This is a genomic window from Streptomyces sp. NPDC038280, assembly GCF_055600045.1.
The window spans coordinates 84,232-100,635 of sequence record NZ_JBVJYZ010000023.1; the positions used below are offsets into that span (position 1 = coordinate 84,232).

General features: G+C 73.2%; 17 protein-coding genes. 11 read left to right on the top strand and 6 right to left on the bottom strand.

Going from position 1 to position 16,404, the window contains the following annotated elements:
• The first annotated feature begins 37 nt into the window (after nt 1-37).
• The 3 genes from ACZ7J0_RS31060 (at nt 38) to ACZ7J0_RS31070 (ending at nt 3,307) form a co-directional block, all read left to right on the top strand.
• Entirely contained in the window at nt 38-727 is a 690-nt protein-coding gene (locus ACZ7J0_RS31060) for a D-sedoheptulose-7-phosphate isomerase (RefSeq protein WP_470892963.1), read from the top strand.
• Nucleotides 724-2,124 (top strand): D-glycero-beta-D-manno-heptose 1-phosphate adenylyltransferase, encoded by a 1,401-nt coding sequence (gene rfaE2 / locus ACZ7J0_RS31065; RefSeq protein ID WP_470892965.1) that lies wholly within the window; start codon nt 724-726, stop codon nt 2,122-2,124. Before ACZ7J0_RS31060 ends, rfaE2 begins: the two co-directional genes overlap by 4 nt.
• Before the next feature lie 172 nt (nt 2,125-2,296).
• A complete protein-coding gene (locus tag ACZ7J0_RS31070) occupies nt 2,297-3,307 on the top strand; it encodes a glycosyltransferase family 9 protein (RefSeq protein WP_470892967.1) in 1,011 nt (336 codons plus the stop codon).
• Nucleotides 3,308-3,623: 316 nt separating this feature from the next.
• On the opposite strand, the gene ACZ7J0_RS31075 is transcribed toward ACZ7J0_RS31070, so the two are convergent.
• Nucleotides 3,624-4,898 carry an MFS transporter gene (locus tag ACZ7J0_RS31075; protein ID WP_470893004.1) on the bottom strand — a complete coding sequence of 425 codons (1,275 nt, stop codon included), beginning with the start codon at nt 4,896-4,898 and terminating at the stop codon, nt 3,624-3,626.
• Between the two features lie 513 nt (nt 4,899-5,411).
• Here ACZ7J0_RS31075 and ACZ7J0_RS31080 point away from each other — a divergent pair.
• Complete coding sequence (locus ACZ7J0_RS31080) at nt 5,412-6,158, top strand: SDR family oxidoreductase (RefSeq protein ID WP_470892969.1); 747 nt, start codon at nt 5,412-5,414, stop codon at nt 6,156-6,158.
• A gap of 39 nt (nt 6,159-6,197) precedes the next feature.
• Here the strand turns inward: ACZ7J0_RS31080 and ACZ7J0_RS31085 are convergent, their stop codons facing one another.
• On the bottom strand, nt 6,198-8,582 hold the full coding sequence (locus tag ACZ7J0_RS31085) for a phosphoketolase family protein (protein WP_470892971.1): 2,385 nt from the start codon (nt 8,580-8,582) through the stop codon (nt 6,198-6,200).
• Between the two features lie 76 nt (nt 8,583-8,658).
• The gene (locus ACZ7J0_RS31090) at nt 8,659-8,835 is read right to left on the bottom strand and encodes a four-helix bundle copper-binding protein (protein WP_470892973.1); all 177 of its coding nucleotides are present in this window, start codon (nt 8,833-8,835) and stop codon (nt 8,659-8,661) included.
• A 312-nt stretch (nt 8,836-9,147) separates the two neighbouring features.
• Between ACZ7J0_RS31090 and ACZ7J0_RS31095 the strand changes: the two genes are divergently transcribed.
• Nucleotides 9,148-9,846, top strand: a complete 699-nt coding sequence (locus ACZ7J0_RS31095) for a response regulator (protein ID WP_470892975.1) — start codon at nt 9,148-9,150, stop codon at nt 9,844-9,846.
• Between the two features lie 5 nt (nt 9,847-9,851).
• Complete coding sequence (locus ACZ7J0_RS31100) at nt 9,852-10,997, top strand: sensor histidine kinase (protein WP_470892977.1); 1,146 nt, start codon at nt 9,852-9,854, stop codon at nt 10,995-10,997.
• Here ACZ7J0_RS31100 and ACZ7J0_RS31105 read toward each other — a convergent pair.
• Nucleotides 10,976-11,257, bottom strand: coding sequence for a hypothetical protein (locus ACZ7J0_RS31105; protein WP_470892979.1), 282 nt, complete (start codon nt 11,255-11,257; stop codon nt 10,976-10,978). The genes ACZ7J0_RS31100 and ACZ7J0_RS31105 overlap by 22 nt on opposite strands.
• A gap of 270 nt (nt 11,258-11,527) precedes the next feature.
• Here ACZ7J0_RS31105 and ACZ7J0_RS31110 point away from each other — a divergent pair, with 270 nt between their 5' ends.
• Nucleotides 11,528-12,064, top strand: a complete 537-nt coding sequence (locus ACZ7J0_RS31110; protein ID WP_470893006.1) for a sigma-70 family RNA polymerase sigma factor — start codon at nt 11,528-11,530, stop codon at nt 12,062-12,064.
• Between the two features lie 57 nt (nt 12,065-12,121).
• Here ACZ7J0_RS31110 and ACZ7J0_RS31115 read toward each other — a convergent pair whose 3' ends face one another.
• The gene (locus ACZ7J0_RS31115) at nt 12,122-12,310 is read right to left on the bottom strand and encodes a hypothetical protein (RefSeq protein ID WP_470892981.1); all 189 of its coding nucleotides are present in this window, start codon (nt 12,308-12,310) and stop codon (nt 12,122-12,124) included.
• Nucleotides 12,311-12,575: 265 nt separating this feature from the next.
• Between ACZ7J0_RS31115 and ACZ7J0_RS31120 the strand changes: the two genes are divergently transcribed.
• The 3 genes from ACZ7J0_RS31120 (at nt 12,576) to ACZ7J0_RS31130 (ending at nt 15,182) form a co-directional block, all read left to right on the top strand.
• Nucleotides 12,576-13,919, top strand: coding sequence for a UDP-glucose dehydrogenase family protein (locus ACZ7J0_RS31120; protein WP_470892983.1), 1,344 nt, complete (start codon nt 12,576-12,578; stop codon nt 13,917-13,919).
• Nucleotides 13,920-14,028: 109 nt separating this feature from the next.
• Nucleotides 14,029-14,613, top strand: coding sequence for a hemerythrin domain-containing protein (locus ACZ7J0_RS31125; RefSeq protein WP_470892985.1), 585 nt, complete (start codon nt 14,029-14,031; stop codon nt 14,611-14,613).
• A complete protein-coding gene (locus ACZ7J0_RS31130) occupies nt 14,610-15,182 on the top strand; it encodes a hypothetical protein (RefSeq protein ID WP_470892987.1) in 573 nt (190 codons plus the stop codon). The genes ACZ7J0_RS31125 and ACZ7J0_RS31130 overlap by 4 nt, the downstream gene beginning before the upstream one ends.
• Nucleotides 15,183-15,291: 109 nt before the next feature.
• Here the strand turns inward: ACZ7J0_RS31130 and ACZ7J0_RS31135 are convergent, their stop codons facing one another.
• Nucleotides 15,292-15,576: a hypothetical protein gene (locus tag ACZ7J0_RS31135; RefSeq protein ID WP_470892989.1), complete on the bottom strand. Its 285-nt coding sequence runs from the start codon at nt 15,574-15,576 to the stop codon at nt 15,292-15,294.
• Nucleotides 15,577-15,707: 131 nt separating this feature from the next.
• Here ACZ7J0_RS31135 and ACZ7J0_RS31140 point away from each other — a divergent pair, with 131 nt between their 5' ends.
• Complete coding sequence (locus tag ACZ7J0_RS31140; RefSeq protein WP_470892991.1) at nt 15,708-16,313, top strand: ArsR/SmtB family transcription factor; 606 nt, start codon at nt 15,708-15,710, stop codon at nt 16,311-16,313.
• Nucleotides 16,314-16,404 lie beyond the last annotated feature (91 nt).

Sequence of the window (16,404 nt, forward strand, 5' to 3'; positions counted from 1 at the left end):
GACGCCGCTCCCCCGGGACGCGGCCCGCCCCACCGCCATGAGCGATTCCCACGCACTCGAAAGCGCCCACCAGCACTGTCAGTTCCTGCAGGACGCGCTGGAACAGTTCCGCCGGCACGGCCTCGGACGGGTCACGCACTGGGGCGGACGGCTCGCCGCCGTCCTGCCCGCCGGCGGACGGCTGCTGGCGGCGGGCAACGGCGGCAGCGCCGCGCAGGCCCAGCATCTGACGGCGGAACTGGTCGGCCGGTACCAGCGGGAGCGTCCCGCCTATTCGGCCATCTCCCTGCACGCGGAGACCTCCAGCGTGACCGCCATCGGCAACGACTACGGATTCGAGCACGTCTACGCCCGGCAGGTGTCCGCCCACGGGCGGCCGGGAGACGTCCTCGTGCTCCTTTCCACCTCCGGCCGCAGCGCCAACCTGATCTCGGCGGCCGTCACCGCGCGCACCGCCGGGATGGAGGTGTGGGCGATGACCGGCCCCGGGCCCAATCCGCTGGCCGAGGCCGCCGATGAGGCCCTGTGCGTCGACGCGCCCTGCGCGGCGACGGTCCAGGAGACCCATCTGGTCGCCGTCCACCTGCTCTGTGAGTCCTTCGACAGGGCGGCCGCCGGGGCGGCGGCGGGGATCACCCCCGTCGCGGGGGGCCGCGCCTCGGCTCCCGCGCCGTCGATCCAGGTCGACGGCGCACCCGCCGTCGCCGCCGTCCGGGGCATCCGGTGACCGCGTCCGAGCCGCTCGTCGTGGTGGGGGACGTCCTCCTCGACGAGGACATCGAGGGCGTGTCCACACGGCTCTCCCCCGACGCCCCGGCCCCGGTCGTGGATGTCACCGGTGAGCGGTCCCGCCCCGGCGGGGCGGGCCTGGCGGCGGCCCTCGCGACCGGTGGCGGACGGGAGGTCGTCCTCGTCACCGCGCTGGGCGAGGACCCGGCCAGCGACGCCGTACGCCAGGCCCTGCGCGGACGGGTCCGCCTCGTGGAGATCCCGCTGGACGGGGCGCTGCCGGTGAAGACACGGGTGCTGGCGAGCGGACGCTCGCTGGTACGGATCGACCGCGGCGGCGGAAGCCCCGGCGAGCCGGACGACGACGTCCGCGAGGCGCTGGCCTCGGCGCGGACGGTCCTCGTGGCCGACTACGGCCGGCACACCGCGCGCGCCACCCGCGACCTGCTCGCGGCGGTCGCCTCCCGGGTGCCGCTGGTGTGGGACCCCCATCCCAAGGGCGACCCGCCGGTTCCGGGGGCGCGGCTGGTGACTCCCAACGCGGCCGAGGCGTGCGCGCTGAGCGCCGAGGAGGGCGTGTCGCTGCGTGCCTACGCCCGGCGGGGCTCGGAGCTCGCGGAGCGCTGGAAGGCCGCATCGGTCGCCGTGACGCTCGGCGAGCGCGGTGTGCTGCTGACGCGGCCCGGCGCGGGTACCCCCATGCTCGTCCCCGCTCCCTACCGGGCCGACGGCGACCCGTGCGGGGCGGGCGACTGTTTCGCCGCCGCGGTGGCCGCCGCGCTGGCGGACGGAGCGCTGCCGGAGGAAGCCGTGGAACGGGGCGTCGCGGAAGCCGCCGCGTTCGTGACGGCCGGCGGGGTGGCGAACCCGGCGCTCTGGGGCGACGACATGCCCGTCCCGGGCAGCCGCCGGGGCCTCGGGTCCGACGCCTTCGCCCTCGCCCGGAGCGTCCAGGCACGCGGCGGCACGGTCGTCGCGACCGGCGGCTGCTTCGATCTGCTCCACGCGGGTCACGTCGGCCTCCTGGAGAGCGCCCGGCGCATCGGCGACTGCCTGATCGTCTGCGTCAACTCCGACGAGTCCCTCTCCCGCCGCAAGGGCCCCGGCCGCCCGCTCAACCCTCTGGCGGACCGGATCCGGGTGCTCGACGCCCTGGGCAGCGTCGACGCGGTGATCGCCTTCGAGGAGGACACCCCGACGGCGCTGCTGAGCAGACTGCGGCCGGACGTCTGGGTGAAGGGCGGCGACTACTCGACCGAGGACCTTCCGGAGGCGGAGGCCCTGCGCGAATGGGGTGGCCAGGCCGTGGTCCTCCCCTACCTCGACGGCCGCTCGACCACCTCCCTGACGCACCGAGCGGCCCTGGCGGCGGCGCTGCCGCCGACGGGGCCGTGAGGGGGCGGAAGCGCCGTGCGGCGCGACGTCCGTGACGGGGCGCGCCCCGCCTCTCGTGTCGCCCCCTGTGCCGAGTCGGCCGCCCGGAAAGGAACAGCCGCCCATGAGGGCCCACACCCTTCTCCACCGTCCGCCCGGTAGAGGTTCGGGCGCCGTCCGGCCCGTCGCGTTGGTGCTGCGAGCCCTTGGGCTGGGGGATCTGCTCACCGTGGTGCCGTGCCTTCGGGCGCTGCGCAGGGATCTGCCGGAGTACGAGATCGTGCTCGCCGCGCCCGAGCGGCTGAGGCCTGTGGCGGTCGGGGCCGGGCTGGTGGACCGGGTGCTGCCCGCGGAGGCGGCCGGACGGGCCGTGCCCGGGGAGCTGGAATGGGACGGGCCGGCGCCCGACCTCGCGGTTGATCTGCACGGCAACGGTCCGCCGAGTCATCAGCTGCTTCAGCGCCTGCGGCCTCGGGTGCTCATGGCGTACCGGCACCCCGGGACGCCGGACATCCCCGGCCCCGTATGGCGTCCGGACGAGCACGAGAGGGCCCGCTGGTGCCGGCTGCTGCGCTGGCACGGGATCGCGGCGGATCCGGACGACCTGCGGATCGCCCCTCCGGTGGAGCCCTCACCGGCTCCCGGGGCGGTCGTGGTCCATCCCGGCGCGGACGCCGGGGCCCGCCGCTGGCCCGCCGGGCGCTTCGCCGCGGTGGCGCGGGCGTTGAGCCGCTCGGGCCACCGGGTGGTGGTGACGGCGGGCGCCGGCGAGGGGCCGCTGGCCCGGGCCGTGGCGCACGAGGCCGGGTTGCCGCCGGAAGCGGTGGTGGGCGGAACGGCCGATGTGCCCTTCGGCCGGCTCTCCGCGCTGGTCGCGCACGCGCGCTGCGTGGTCGTCGGCGACACGGGCCTCGCGCATCTGGCGTCCGCGCTGGCGACCCCATCGGTCGTCCTGTTCGGCCCGGTCGCCCCGCTTCTCTGGGGCCCGCCGCTCGGCCCCCTGCACCGGGTGCTCTGGCATCCGGCCCCCGACGACGACCCACTGCGCCCGGGAAACGCCCACGGGGACACGCCCGACCCCCGGCTGCTGCGGATCACCGTCGACGAAGTGATCGAGGCGGTCCACGGCCTGCCGGAGGGCCACCGGGCCGCCGCCCGCCAACGGCCCCGGGCGTACTGGCCCGCCACGCACGGCAGCACCTAGCAACCGGGGCAGCCGGACCTGCCACGGCGGCTGGCCTCCGGCGTGCCGGAAGGGTCCGGACTGACGCCGACAGCCGGCCGACGCCGCACCGGACCCACCGGCGTGCGGACGGGTTCGGAGTGGGCGACGGCCACGGGCCCCGGACGTACGGGACCCGCCCCCACGGCCGTACATGACAGCCGGGCCCCAGCCACGCCCCCCGCCGCCGAGGCGGCGCCTCGCGTCGGGCCTCCTGCTGCCCCGCCCCCTGGGCGTAAGCCCCTGGCCGCGTCACGCCGCCGTCCTCAGCCCGACCGCGCGGCCCCGCCATCCCGCGTCACGCCGCCGTACCCAGCCCCGGCCGTGGCGCCGTGAGGCTCTTCTCCGAGAGCAGGACCACCTTCGTGGCGGCGCGGCGGCCGCGGAGGAGGAAGCCCGCTCCGATCGCGCCGGCGACGATCAGGCCGCCGCCCACCAGCGCGCCGCGCACGCCGGCCAGTTCCATGAAGAGGCCGAGCGCCGGCGGGGCCGCGAGGCCCCAGAGGGTGCGGACGCTGCCCCAGACGCCCAGGACGCGGCCGCGCATACGGGGCGGCGGGTCGGTCTGCAGGACCGTCGTTCCGGCGGTCTCGGAGACCGACTCGGCCACGGCCATGGGCAGGACGAGGACCAGGAGGACGGCGAGCGAGGGGGACAGCCCGGCCAGTACCTGCAGCAGGGCGCCCGCGGCGGCGAGGATGCCGACCGCGCGCACGGTGGGCTTGCGCAGCCGGGCCCCCAGGACCGCGCCGACGATGCCCCCGGCGGCCAGGACGGTGGAGACCGTGCCGAAGGCCGCGGCGTCGCCGGCGAGCGGGCCGGTGACCAGGACCACGAGGGTCAGCCCGTAGTTCCGGCCGAAGAGGGCACTGATCGCGCTGATGCCCGCGAGGGCGACGAGCCGGGGCCGGCGCATGAAGAACAGCAGGCCCTGACGCATGCTCAGGTCGTCGGTCTCCGCGTCGGGGACGGTGTCGGCCTCGGCGTCGCCCTTCCGGGGCGCGGGGATCGCGACGGGCTCGGTCGGCCGGACCGCCTTCAGGAACGGGATGACGGCGGCGACGAAGAGGAAGGACAGCCCATTGGCCGCGTACGCGGCCGCCGTGCCGAGGAAGGCGACGGTCACACCGGCGAGGCCGGCGCCGGCGAGCCGACCGGCGTTGTGCACCAGCGACCCCACGCCGATGGCGGACGGGACGTCCTCCTTGCGGACGAGATCGTTGCCCAGCAGCGAACAGGCGGGCCCGTCGACGGTGGCGATGAGTCCGGTGACGGCCGCCAGCCCCATCAGGACTCCGAGGTTCAGCTGGCCGAGCGCCACGAGGACCGCGGTGAGGAAGGCGACGGCACCCAGGAGCGCCTGGCTGACCGCGGCGGTCAGCTTGCGGGGCCAGCGGTCGACCGCGGCGCCGCCCGCGAGGCCCATCAGCAGTCCGGGCGCCGCCTGGACGGACATGGACAGTCCGGTCGCCGCGGCGGATCCGGTGATCTGGAGCACCAGCAGGTTCTGGACCGTGAGCTGCATCCATGTACCGGCGTTGGAGACGAAGTTGGCGACGGACCACCAGCGCATGCTGCGGTAGCGCAGGGAGCGCCACGGCGAGCGGTCGACAGCGGCGGGAGCAGGACGGAAGGAAGTGGAAGACACAGTGAGGTACCCGAATGAGCGCGGAGCTCGGCTGGTTGAGGCGGTGTGGTGGGGACCACAGTCGCTCTGCGCGGCCAATGCACCGGCTTTCACGGGTGCTCTGGAGCGGGTGGGACGGTCCCGGCGGTCCATCGTGGCAGAAGAAGGGCCGGTGGAACGGGGAAGCGCTTCTCCGCGGCGGCGCGGGCGGCGGGTTTCCCTTGCGCCGTTTGGGCCGGTTCTCTTCTGGTGGGCTTCCTCACAGGACGTGCGGGGCGGGGAGAGCGGGCCTTCCGGCGCCCCCTCGGCGTGACCGCGGCCACACGCGCGGGACGGGCCCGGCGGCGTAACCCGGCGTGCCGTACCGACTCCCACTGGTCACAGTGAGAGAGGAAGGGGTCACTCGGCGCCCGGCGCGCCGGGCGCCGGGACGCACGCACCAGCGGAAGGCAGCGCAGCATGGGCAGCGGAGTGCAGGTCGACCTACACGGCAGGCGGGCTCTGGTCACCGGCGGGGCCCGGGGACTGGGGGCCGCGATCTCCCGGCGGCTGGCCGGCGCGGGGGCGTCCGTCCTGGTGGCGGACGTACGCAAGGAAGTGGCGCAGGAGCTGTGCGCGGATCTGGTGGTGGCGGGCGGGGAAGCGCGCTTCGTGGAGCTCGACGTGCGCGACTCGGGAGCGGTGGCGGCCGTCTTCCAGGAGCTGGAGCAGGACGGCCAGGCCGTGGACATCCTGGTGAACAACGCCGCCGTGGACGTGTCCAAGGCGGTCGAGCAACTGTCGGCCGACGAAGTGACGCGGGTGGTCACGACCAACCTGCTGGGGCCGATGTACCTGTGTCTGGAGACGTACCGGCGCATGGTCGCCCGGGGCGGCGGCCACATCGTCAACATCCTCTCCACAGCGGCCAACCGCACCTGGACGGAGGCCGGCCCCTACTCGGCGAGCAAGTCGGGTCTTCGGGCGTTCACGCACACCTTGTTCAAGGAGGCGCAGCGGGACTGCCCGGGCATCGGCGTCACCGGCATCATCGCCGGTGGCATGGAGACCCCGTTCATCATGGAGCGGTTCCCGGACGCCGACGTGTCGATGCTGCAGAGCCCGGACATCGTGGCGGACAGCGTGCTGTACGCGTTGTCGGTCCCGGCGGGCAGCGCGGTCTCCGAGCTGGTCGTCGTGCCCCGCAAGGAGCCTTCCTGGCCGTGACCTCCCCGCCGGTCCGGCCGGGCCGTGACTCCCGCTGCCTCAGCCGGTCCAGGTCCAGTCGGCGACTTCGGGCAGGTCGGTGCCGTGGGCGCGGATCCAGGCGTGGTGGCGGGTCCGGACGTCCTCCATGGCCTGCCGTACGCCGACGGCGCGCACCGCGAGGCCGGGGACGCGGTCGATCACGTCCATCACGAGCCGGTAGCGGTCGAGGTCGTTGTTCACCACCATGTCGAAGGGTGTCGTGGTGGTCCCCCTCTCCTTGTAGCCGCGCACATGGAGGTGGGCGTGGCCCGTGCGGCGGTAGGCGAGGCGGTGCACCAGCCAGGGGTAGCCGTGGTACGCGAAGATCACCGGCTTGTCGGAGGTGAAAAGGGCGTCGTACTCCGGGTCGGTCATGCCGTGCGGGTGTTCGCCCTGCGGCATGAGCCGGGTCATGTCGACGACGTTGACGACGCGCACGGCGAGCTCGGGGAGGTGGCGGCGCAGCAGTGAGGCGGCGGCCAGGGTCTCCTGGGTGGGTACGTCTCCGGCGCAGGCGAGCACCACGTCCGGCTCGCGGGTCCCGTCCTCGGTGCCCGCCCAGTCCCACACACCGGCGCCCCTGGCGCAGTGGGCCCTGGCCTCGTCGAGGGAGAGCCAGTCGAAACAGGGCTGTTTGCCCGCGACGATGACATTGACGTAGTCGCGGCTGCGCAGCACATGGTCGGCCACGGACAGCAGGGTGTTGGCGTCCGGCGGCAGATAGACGCGGACGGCCTCCGGGCTCTTGTTGAGGACGTGGTCGACGAAGCCGGGGTCCTGGTGGGAGAAGCCGTTGTGGTCCTGGCGCCAGACGTGCGAGGTCAGCAGGTAGTTGAGGGAGGCGATGGGGGCGCGCCAGGACAGGGCGCGGGACGTCCGCAGCCACTTGATGTGCTGGTTGACCATCGAGTCGACGATGTGGACGAAGGCTTCGTAGCAGGAGAAGAGTCCGTGGCGGCCGGTGAGCAGATAGCCCTCCAGCCAGCCCTGGCAGGTGTGCTCGGAGAGGATCTCCATCACCCGGCCGTGCCGGTCGAGGTACTCGTCGGTGCCGAGGGTCCGCTCCTGCCAGGCCTTGCCGGTGGCCTCGTACACCGCCTGGAGGCGGTTCGAGGCTGTCTCGTCGGGTCCGACGAGACGGAAGTCGCGGCGCTCGGCGGTGGCCTCCATGACGCTCTCCACGAGTGCGCCGAGGACGGCTGTGGGTTCGTGGCGGCTCGCGCCGGGCTTGTCCACGGGGACGGCGAAGCGTTCGAGGGGCGCGGGGGGAAGGTCCCTCAGCAGCAGGCCGCCGTTGGCGTGCGGGGTCGCTCCGAGCCTGCGGGGGCCTTCCGGTACGCAGGCGAGGACCTGCGGCCGTGGGCAGCCGCCCTCGTCGAAGAGCTCTTCGGGCCGGTACGAGCGCAGCCACGTCTCCAGCTGGGCGAGGTGCGCCGGGTTGTCGCGCACTCCCGGGAGGGGGACCTGGTGGGAGCGCCACGTGCCCTCGACGGGGAGGCCGTCGACCTCGGAGGGACCGGTCCACCCCTTCGGGGTCCGCAGCACGATCAGGGGCCAGCGCGGCCGCTCGGCGGAGCCGCCGCCGCGGGCCGTCCGCTGGACGTCCCGGATCCGGTCGAGGGCCGTGTCGAACGCCTCCGCCATGAGGCGGTGCACCTCGCGCGGCTCGTCGCCGGTGACGTACAGAGGATCGTGCCCGTAGCCGCGCAGCAGCTCGTCGAGCTCCGCCTGGGGCAGCCGCGCGAGCACGGTCGGATTGGCGATCTTGTAGCCGTTGAGGTGGAGGACGGGCAGGACCGCTCCGTCGTGGACCGGGTCGAGGAACTTGTTGGAGTGCCAGGAGGTGGCGAGCGGCCCGGTCTCCGCCTCGCCGTCGCCGATGACGCAGGCGACGAGCAGCTCCGGGTTGTCGAAGGCGGCTCCGTACGCGTGCGACAGGGCGTAGCCGAGTTCGCCGCCCTCGTGGATGGAGCCGGGCGTCTCCGGAGCCACATGGCTCGGTACGCCGCCGGGGAAGGAGAACTGGCGGAAGAGCCGCCGCATGCCGTCCTCGTCGCGGCTCACGTCCGGGTAGATCTCGCTGTAGCTGCCCTCGAGCCAGGAGTTGGCGAGCACGGCGGGGCCGCCGTGGCCGGGTCCCCAGACGCACAGGGCGTCGATGCCGCGCCGCTTGACGACCCGGTTCAGGTGGGTGTGCACGAGGTTGAGGCCGGGGGACGTGCCCCAGTGCCCCAGCAGCCTCGGTTTGATGTGCGCCGGTTCCAGCGGCGTCCTCAGCAGCGGATTGTCCATCAGGTAGATCTGACCGACGGACAGGTAGTTGGCGGCCCGCCAGTGGGCGTGCAGCGCGTCGATCTCGTCGGCGGTCGGTGACGCGTCGACCGGGCGGTTGGCCTTGCGCATGTGTCCTCCGTCGTACGGCCCCGGGGGTCGACCGGGGCCGCTGCTTCTCGGGGCAGGTCGGCGTGGACCGGGCGGGTCAGCCGGGGGAGGCGAGCAGCTCGTCGCACGCCCGCTCGCAGCGCCGGCGGGCTTCCGCGCAGATCCGGCAGTGTTCCATGTCGGTGTGGCCCGCGCACTCGGCCGCGCAGGCGGCGCGGGCGACGGCACACGCAAGAAGGACCGCGCGGGTGATGTCCTTGGCCGCTGCCTTCATGGTGATCGCCTCCGTGTGCGTGCGGGGCCGTGCGGCGCCCTGTCCCGCTCGAACCGTCGTGCGGGGCTGTGTCCGGCCTCGACCGGTCGTGCGGGGCCGGTGCCTTGCCGGGCGAGGGCGGCGGGGCGGTGGCCACGCCCCGGCGGCCGCTCGCACGGCACTCCTGGGCAGCTACCCCGCCCGGGCCAGGGGCACGCGCGGCGCGGGTCCGGGCCGGCACACGCGGGCCGGGATCCTTACGAAACGCGGACATCGCCCGCTTGGGCCCCCCTGGGGCGCGTCGTCTCCCCCGCCCGGTGCGACGCTGGCCTCATGGAGAAAGCGCAGCACATCCTCGTCGTGGACGACGACCCGACCGTCTCCGAGGTGGTCGCGGGTTACCTGGAGCGGGCGGGGTTCAGCGTGGACCGGGCGGCCGACGGGCCCGCCGCGCTCGCGGCGGCCGAGGCGCGGTGGCCCGGGCTGGTCGTCCTCGATCTGATGCTTCCCGGCGTGGACGGCTTCGAGGTGTGCCGCAGCCTGCGCGAACAGGGCCCAGTGCCGGTGATCATGCTGACCGCGCGCAGCGACGAGGAGGACCGCATCCTCGGGCTCGAGATCGGCGCGGACGACTATGTCACCAAGCCGTTCAGCCCACGTGAGCTGGTGCTGCGGGTCGAGTCCGTGCTGCGCCGCAGTACGCTCCCGGCGCCGCCGGGGCCCGTGCTGAGAGCGGCCGGTCTGGAGCTGGACGCGGCGGCCCGCCAGGCATCCAAGGACGGCCGGCCGCTGGCGCTGACGCTGCGGGAGTTCGACCTGCTCGCCTATCTGCTGCGCCACCCGGGCCAGGTCTGCGAGCGCGAGCGGTTGATGCGGGACGTGTGGGGGTGGGATTTCGGCGACCTGTCGACCGTCACGGTCCATGTGCGGCGGCTGCGCGGGAAGATCGAGGACGACCCGGCCAAGCCGCGGCTGATCCAGACGGTCTGGGGCGCGGGCTATCGCTTCGATCCGGACCCGAAGGAGATGTGACCGCCGTGCGCGACATTCTGCTGATCGCCCTCTACGCCTTCCTCGGCGCGGCCGCGGCGGGGGTCTTGGGCGCCGTCGTCCTGCGGCTGCTGCGACGTCGTTCGGTCGCCGTGTCCCTGGCGATCGTCGCGGGCGTCGCCGTCTCGGCGATGCTCGCCGGGACCCTGGCGGTCGCCTGGGCGATGTTCCTGTCCTCGCACGACCTCACCGTGGTCACCACGGTCGTCGCCATGGCGGCGGTGGTGTCCCTGGTCACGGCCCTGCTGCTGGGCCGCCGCGTCGTCGTCAACTGCCGGGAACTCGCCGTCGCGGCCCGGCATTTCGGCGACGGCGGGTCCTTCACCGCCCCCTCCACCCCGGCGCCCGCCGAACTCGAGGCGCTCAGCGGGGAGTTGACGGCCACGAGTCTGCGCCTGGCCGAGGCGCGCGAGCGGGAACGCGCGCTGGAGTCGTCCCGCCGTGAGCTCGTCGCCTGGATCTCCCACGATCTGCGGACGCCGCTGGCCGGTCTCCGCGCCATGTCCGAGGCGCTGGAGGACGGGGTCGCCGACGACCCCGCCCGCTACCACCGCCAGATCCGCACGGAGGTCGACCGGCTCAACGGCATGGTCGGCGACCTCTTCGAGCTGTCCCGCATCCATGCCGGGGCGCTCGCCCTGACACCGGCCCGGATCTCCGTCTACGACCTCGTCGGCGACGCCCTCGCGGGCGCGGGGCCCCTCGCCCGCGAGCACGGCGTACGTCTGGTCGGCGGTCGGCTGGACCGCGTCCCCGTCGAGGTGGACAGCAAGGAGATGACGCGGGTCCTCGCCAACCTGCTGGTCAACGCGATCCGCCACACGCCCGCGGACGGCACGGTCGCGGTCGCCGCGGAGCGCCGCGCGGACACGGTCCTGCTGTCCGTCACCGACGGGTGCGGGGGCATCCCCGAAGGGGATCTGCCGCGCGTGTTCGACACGGGCTGGCGGGGCACCGTGGCCCGGACACCCCCGGCGGGGGCCGGGCTCGGCCTCGCGATCGTCCGGGGCATCGTCGAGGCGCACGCCGGCCACGCCGGTGTGCGCAACGTCGACGGCGGTTGCCGCTTCGAGGTCACCCTGCCCGCCGCCCGTTCCCAGCGGGACGCGCCCTACGCTCCCGACACGAAGTGATTGTGCACGGGCAGGACCTTCGGCATGACGCCCTCCGGGAACCCCTCTTCGAGCGCCACCGGCATCATGGCGTCGCCGAACCTGCGCATGGCCTCCTCGGATTCCCACAGGTCGAAGATCTTCAGGCCCGAATCGGTCGGTACGGCGACATGCGACAGACACCCCTCGAAGATTCCGGGCATCGCCTGAAGCTTGGCGTTCAGCGCGTCGTACTGGTCGAGGGTCACGCCCTCCAGCTCGGCCTGGATGAAAACGGCCATGGATTCTCCTCCGTGTGACAGGTGTGGTGCCTCCCCGCCGTCGGGCCGACGGCCTCTCACCCTCGCCAGCACACCATGCCCGCCCGCCCCCGGCATTCCGTCCGTGCCGTACGAGGCAATGGCTCCTTCCCCCGGCCCGGTCGACCGCTCACCGCACCACTCGGCGCGCCAGGCGACCGCTCGCCGAGGGGCGCGGCCCGCCCGCTTTCGTCCCGTCCGCGGATACGTTCGGATACGCCAGGTGACCAGCCACCGAGCCGGGAAAGGGTGCTGACGATGGCGACGACCGACGAGCGGTCCCTGGCGGAGCTCCAGCTCGCACACGGATCCGCGCTGATGACGTATCTGCTGGGCCTGACGTACGGCGACCGGCAGAGCGCCGAGGACCTCCTCCAGGAGACGCTCCTGCGGGCATGGCAGCACCCAGAGGCCTTCGACTCGCCGTACGAGTCGATGCGGCCCTGGCTCTTCACCGTCGCCCGCCGGCTCGCCATTGACGCGTACCGCTCCCGCAAGGCCCGGCCGGCCGAGGTCGACGACGCCGTTCTGGCCGTCATCCCGCAACCGGGCGACGACACGGAACGGGCGATCGCCGCGCTCGATGTCCGGGCCGCCGTACGGTCGTTGACGCCCGAGCACCGTGACGTCCTGACCAGGATCCACTTCGGGGGGCAGAGCGTGAACGAGACCGCCCGCGCCCTCGGCATTCCGCCGGGCACGGTCAAGTCCCGTTCCCATTACGCGTTGCGCACGCTGGCCCGGTCCCTGCCCGGGTACGCGCGCACGGCCACCTCCGGCGTCGGCTGAGCGTCACCGCGAAGGGGCGCGTCGAAGGGCAGGGCGCCCGTGGGTCGGATCGTGCTCTCAGGTGGCCGCGGGGGGTACTTCCTCGCCTCCGTGCTCGCCCTTGCCCTTGCCGCGCCGCTCGCTGCCGCGCTCGCCCTCCGCCTGGGACGGGGTCGTCCGGGGCGGTGTGGGCTTCGCGCCGCGGCTCCGTTGCTGCTTCCTGTCGTCCCGTTCGCCCTCGGCCTGGGACGGTGTCTGCTCGCTCATGGCGCTCCTTGGGGACGGGAGGGGCGGGGCCGGCTCTCCCGGTCGGCTTCCCTGGCCCCCTCGCACCGCTTCCGGCGGTGCCTGTGGGCGCGAGTGCCCACGTGTCCGGCGATGTATGCGGTCCCGAGGGGACCGCCGGGGTGAAGATTCCTCGCCGGGTGTCAGGCGGCACCCACCTTCGGGAAGTCTCCCCGAGCACCCGTGGCTCTCTGGCCCGTGGAGTCGTCGGCGGCTCCGTGGTGCGTTCGGATCACCTGGAGAGCGCATGCGTATCGCCATCGTCGGGCAGGGCTACGTCGGGCTGACAGGCGCGGTCGCGCTGGTGCAGCAGGGGCATCACGTCACCGGTTTCGAGCGGGATTCGCGACGGCTCGGAATGCTCCAGGCCGGACAGGCGCCGGTCTTCGAACCGGGCCTTCCGCACGAGCTCGCCGGTGCGATGGCCACCGGGCGACTGCGCTTCGCGGCCGATCTGCCGACGCGGCACCACGAGGCGCCGTTCGACGTCGTCCTGGTCACGGTCGGCACCCCGCCGGCCGCCGACGGGACGGCCGATCTCTCCCAGGTGGAGACCGCCCTGGAGATGGTGGCGCGGCTGGAGCCGCTGCCCTGGACGATCCTGAAGTCGACGGTCCCGCCGGGCAGCAGCGAGGCGATCCTCTCCCGCTTCCCCGCGCTGCGGCCCGGCTTCGTCTACAACCCGGAGTTCCTCAATCAGGGCAGCGCGCTCCAGGACTGGCAGGCGCCGGCCCGGGTCGTGGCCGGGGTCCTGTCGCACTCCTGTCTGCCGGTGCTGCGCGAGCTGTACGCGGGGACGGCGTGCCAGTGGACGGTCACCACCCCGACGAGCGCCGAGATGATCAAGTACGCGAGCAACGCCTTCATCGCCACCAAGATCAGCTTCGCCAATGAGCTGGCCAGGCTCTGCGTGCTGCCCGATCTCGACGTCGACCAGGTGATCCAGGGGGTCGGCCTCGACCCGCGCATCGGTCACGCTTTCCTGCAGCCGGGGCTCGGCTTCGGTGATTCGTGTCTGCCCAAGGACACGGCCGCCCTGTCCCACTGGGCCCGGAGCCACGGAGTCGCCACCCCCCTCCTCGACGCGACGATCCGGGTCAATCTGGAGCAGCCTCCCCGCGTCGTCGAGCTGCTGCGCCAGGCCATGGGACGCGATCTCCGGGGCTGCGAGATCGCCGTTCTCGGTGTCCGCTACGAGCCGTGGAGCGACGATCTGCGGGCCGCGCCGAGCCGCGCGATCGTTCCCGCGCTTCTGGCCGGCGGGGCGAGCGTGCGGGTCTGGGACCCGGGTCTCACGCCGGCCGCGAAGACGGCGCTCTTCCCCGGCGCCGTGCCGGTCGAGGACCTCGGCGCCGCCGTCGACGGCGCCCACGCCGCGGTGGTGCTCACCGAGTGGCCGCATGTCACGGAAGCGGACTGGGCGCTCCTGGCCGACCGCATGCTGCCGCCGAGGGTGATCGTCGACGGCAAGAACTGCCTGCTCCCGAGACGGATGAGCGGTCTTCCCGTGGTGTATCGGAGCGTCGGCAACCGCATGGCCTCCGCCGTCCCGGCGGCCGGCGCCAACCCGAGCACGATGCCCCTCAACTGACCTGCCGGGCAACCGGAGCACCACGATCCGTCGCCCGGGCGGAGTTTCGCCCCGCCGAGGTCGGTAACCCGCCCATAAAGAGATCCCAGGATCGAGGACGGAGATCGTTGTGAGCACCGCGAAGACGGAACGGGACCAAGCGGCCCGGCTGCCCACCGGTGATGTGGTGGGGATCCTTCTGCAGCAGCACGCCCGCATCCGAGACCTGTTCGGCGAGGTCAAGGAGGCGACAGGCAGCCGCAAGGAGGAGAAGTTCCACGAACTGCGCGCCGTGCTGGCGGTGCACGAGACCGCTGAGGAGATGGTCGTGCGGCCCGCGGCCAGGAAGACGGCCGGAAAGGCGGAGGCCGAGGCCCGCAACGACGAGGAGGAGGAAGCCAACAAGGTCCTCGCCGAGCTGGAGCGGATGGACGTCGGCAGCCCCGAGTTCGACCGGCTGCTCGCGCGGTTCGAGAAGTCCGTGATCGACCACGCGGAACACGAGGAACACGAGGAGTTCCCGGCCCTGCGCTCGGGCTGCGACCAGGAGCAGCTCAACCGGATGGGCAAGCGTCTGGTGGCGGCCGAGAAGCTGGCCCCGACACGCCCGCACCCCACGGCGGCCGGCTCCCCCGCGGCCCAGTGGGCGACCGGTCCGTTCGTCTCGCTGCTGGACCGGGCGCGGGACGCGTTCAAGGGGGTCTCGTCACCATGAACGACACGCCTGTGAACGACACGCAGTCGCCCCCGGAAGACCGCTGGGAACTGCTGGGGGTCTACCTCAACGACCATCTGACGGGCGCCACGGCCGGTACGGAACTGGCGCGCCGGATGGCCGGGGCGGAGAACGCCCTCGGCCATGACTTCGGTCCCCTCGCGGCGGACATCGAGCACGACCGGGACGCGCTGCTGGACATCATGCGCGCGCTCGACGTACCCGTCCGCCGGCACCGCATCGTGCTGGGCCTGCTCGGCGAGAGGGTGGCCCGGCTGAAGCCGAACCGGCGCGTGGTGCGGCGTTCGCCGCTGAGCGCGCTGGTGGAGATGGAGACGCTGCGGCTGGGCGTCGAGGGCAAGGCCGCGCTGTGGCGTGCTCTGCGTGCGCTGGCCGACCGCGACGACCGACTTGAGGCGAGCCGCCTCGACGGTCTGCTGAAGCGGGCCGTCGAGCAGTCCAAGGCGCTCGAGAAGCTCCGCATGGCACAGGCCGAACGCACCTTCCCTCTCGGCCCGGCGTCCCAGGACGCGAAGGGCGGAGCGGCGGGGAGTCGGTCGGCCGCATAGGGGATGGCGGTCGGCCCGCAGGCCGGCCGCGGACCCGACGACCGAAGAGGTGGCCACGGCGCGCGGGGCGCACGGCCACCTCTTCTCCCGCTCTGCCACCCAAAGTGCCCTACGGACGGCGCGGGTTCAGCAACCACGCCAGGTCGACCGCCGCGATGGCCCCCCAGATCCAGCCGACCCCGGCCACGCCACCCGGCGCCAGCGCCGTGGCCAGCGCGCCGAGCGCCACCGTGCCCAGGACGAGAGCGGCGCCGCGCCGCCGGGCGAGAGCGGACCGCAGGGGCCCCGGCTCCTCCAGCCGGTCGGCGAGGTAGGCGTCGAACGCCTCCGCCACCTGGTCGTCGATCTCGTCCCGTGTCCGGGCGTCCAGGTGTCCAGCCGCTTGCGTCCCCATCTCGAACCCCCGTCTGTCGCACCTTCGGCCGCTCTCCCGGCCGCCGTCTCCACCACCGTAGCTATTGCAGAGATATTCTGCAAACAATCTCTGCAATGACTGCAGAGAGTCTCTGCAGTAGGCTGGCCCGCATGGTCGAGCGCCCCGAGAAGAGAGTTCTCACCGGTCCGGACCTCAAGGTCTTCTACAAGGCGCTGTCCAACCCGGTGCGCCGCGACATCCTGAGCTACCTCGGAGAGCACGGCGAGGCGAACTCCACCAGCGTCGCCAGGGCGCTCGGCGAGAGCACCGGCACCACCAGCTACCACCTGCGCAAGCTCGCCTCCCTCAACCTGATCGCCGAGATCGAGGAACGGTCCACCGGTCGGGAACGCTGGTGGAAGTCGCTGATGACGGACATCTTCACGCCGCCCGGGCTGCCGATGGCGGACGACGAACGCGAGGCGGCGATGAAGATCGGCGCACTCAAGATGTCCCACGACCTCAACCTGGTCGTCAGCGCGTACGCCGGGTACGACAGAGCGGCCGGCTGGAACCAGATCTACCGCGCGGGCACCTGGATGACGAAGGAACAGGTGGCCGCGTTCACCGAGGAATACCAGGCCCTGCTGAACAAGTACGTGTCCGCGCCCGGCGAACGCCCGCCCGGCGCACGCCACATGGCCCTGCGCCTGGTGGTCGTACCGGACGAGGGGCCGGGGCCGGCCCTGCCGTTCGAGGAGTCGGACGGCGACTAGGACTTGTCCGGTCGATCACGTTCGGAGCCAGATGGTGAGGGCTGCGGCAGTTGCGGTGCCGAGGTAGACGTAACGGCGCTTGTCGTAGCGA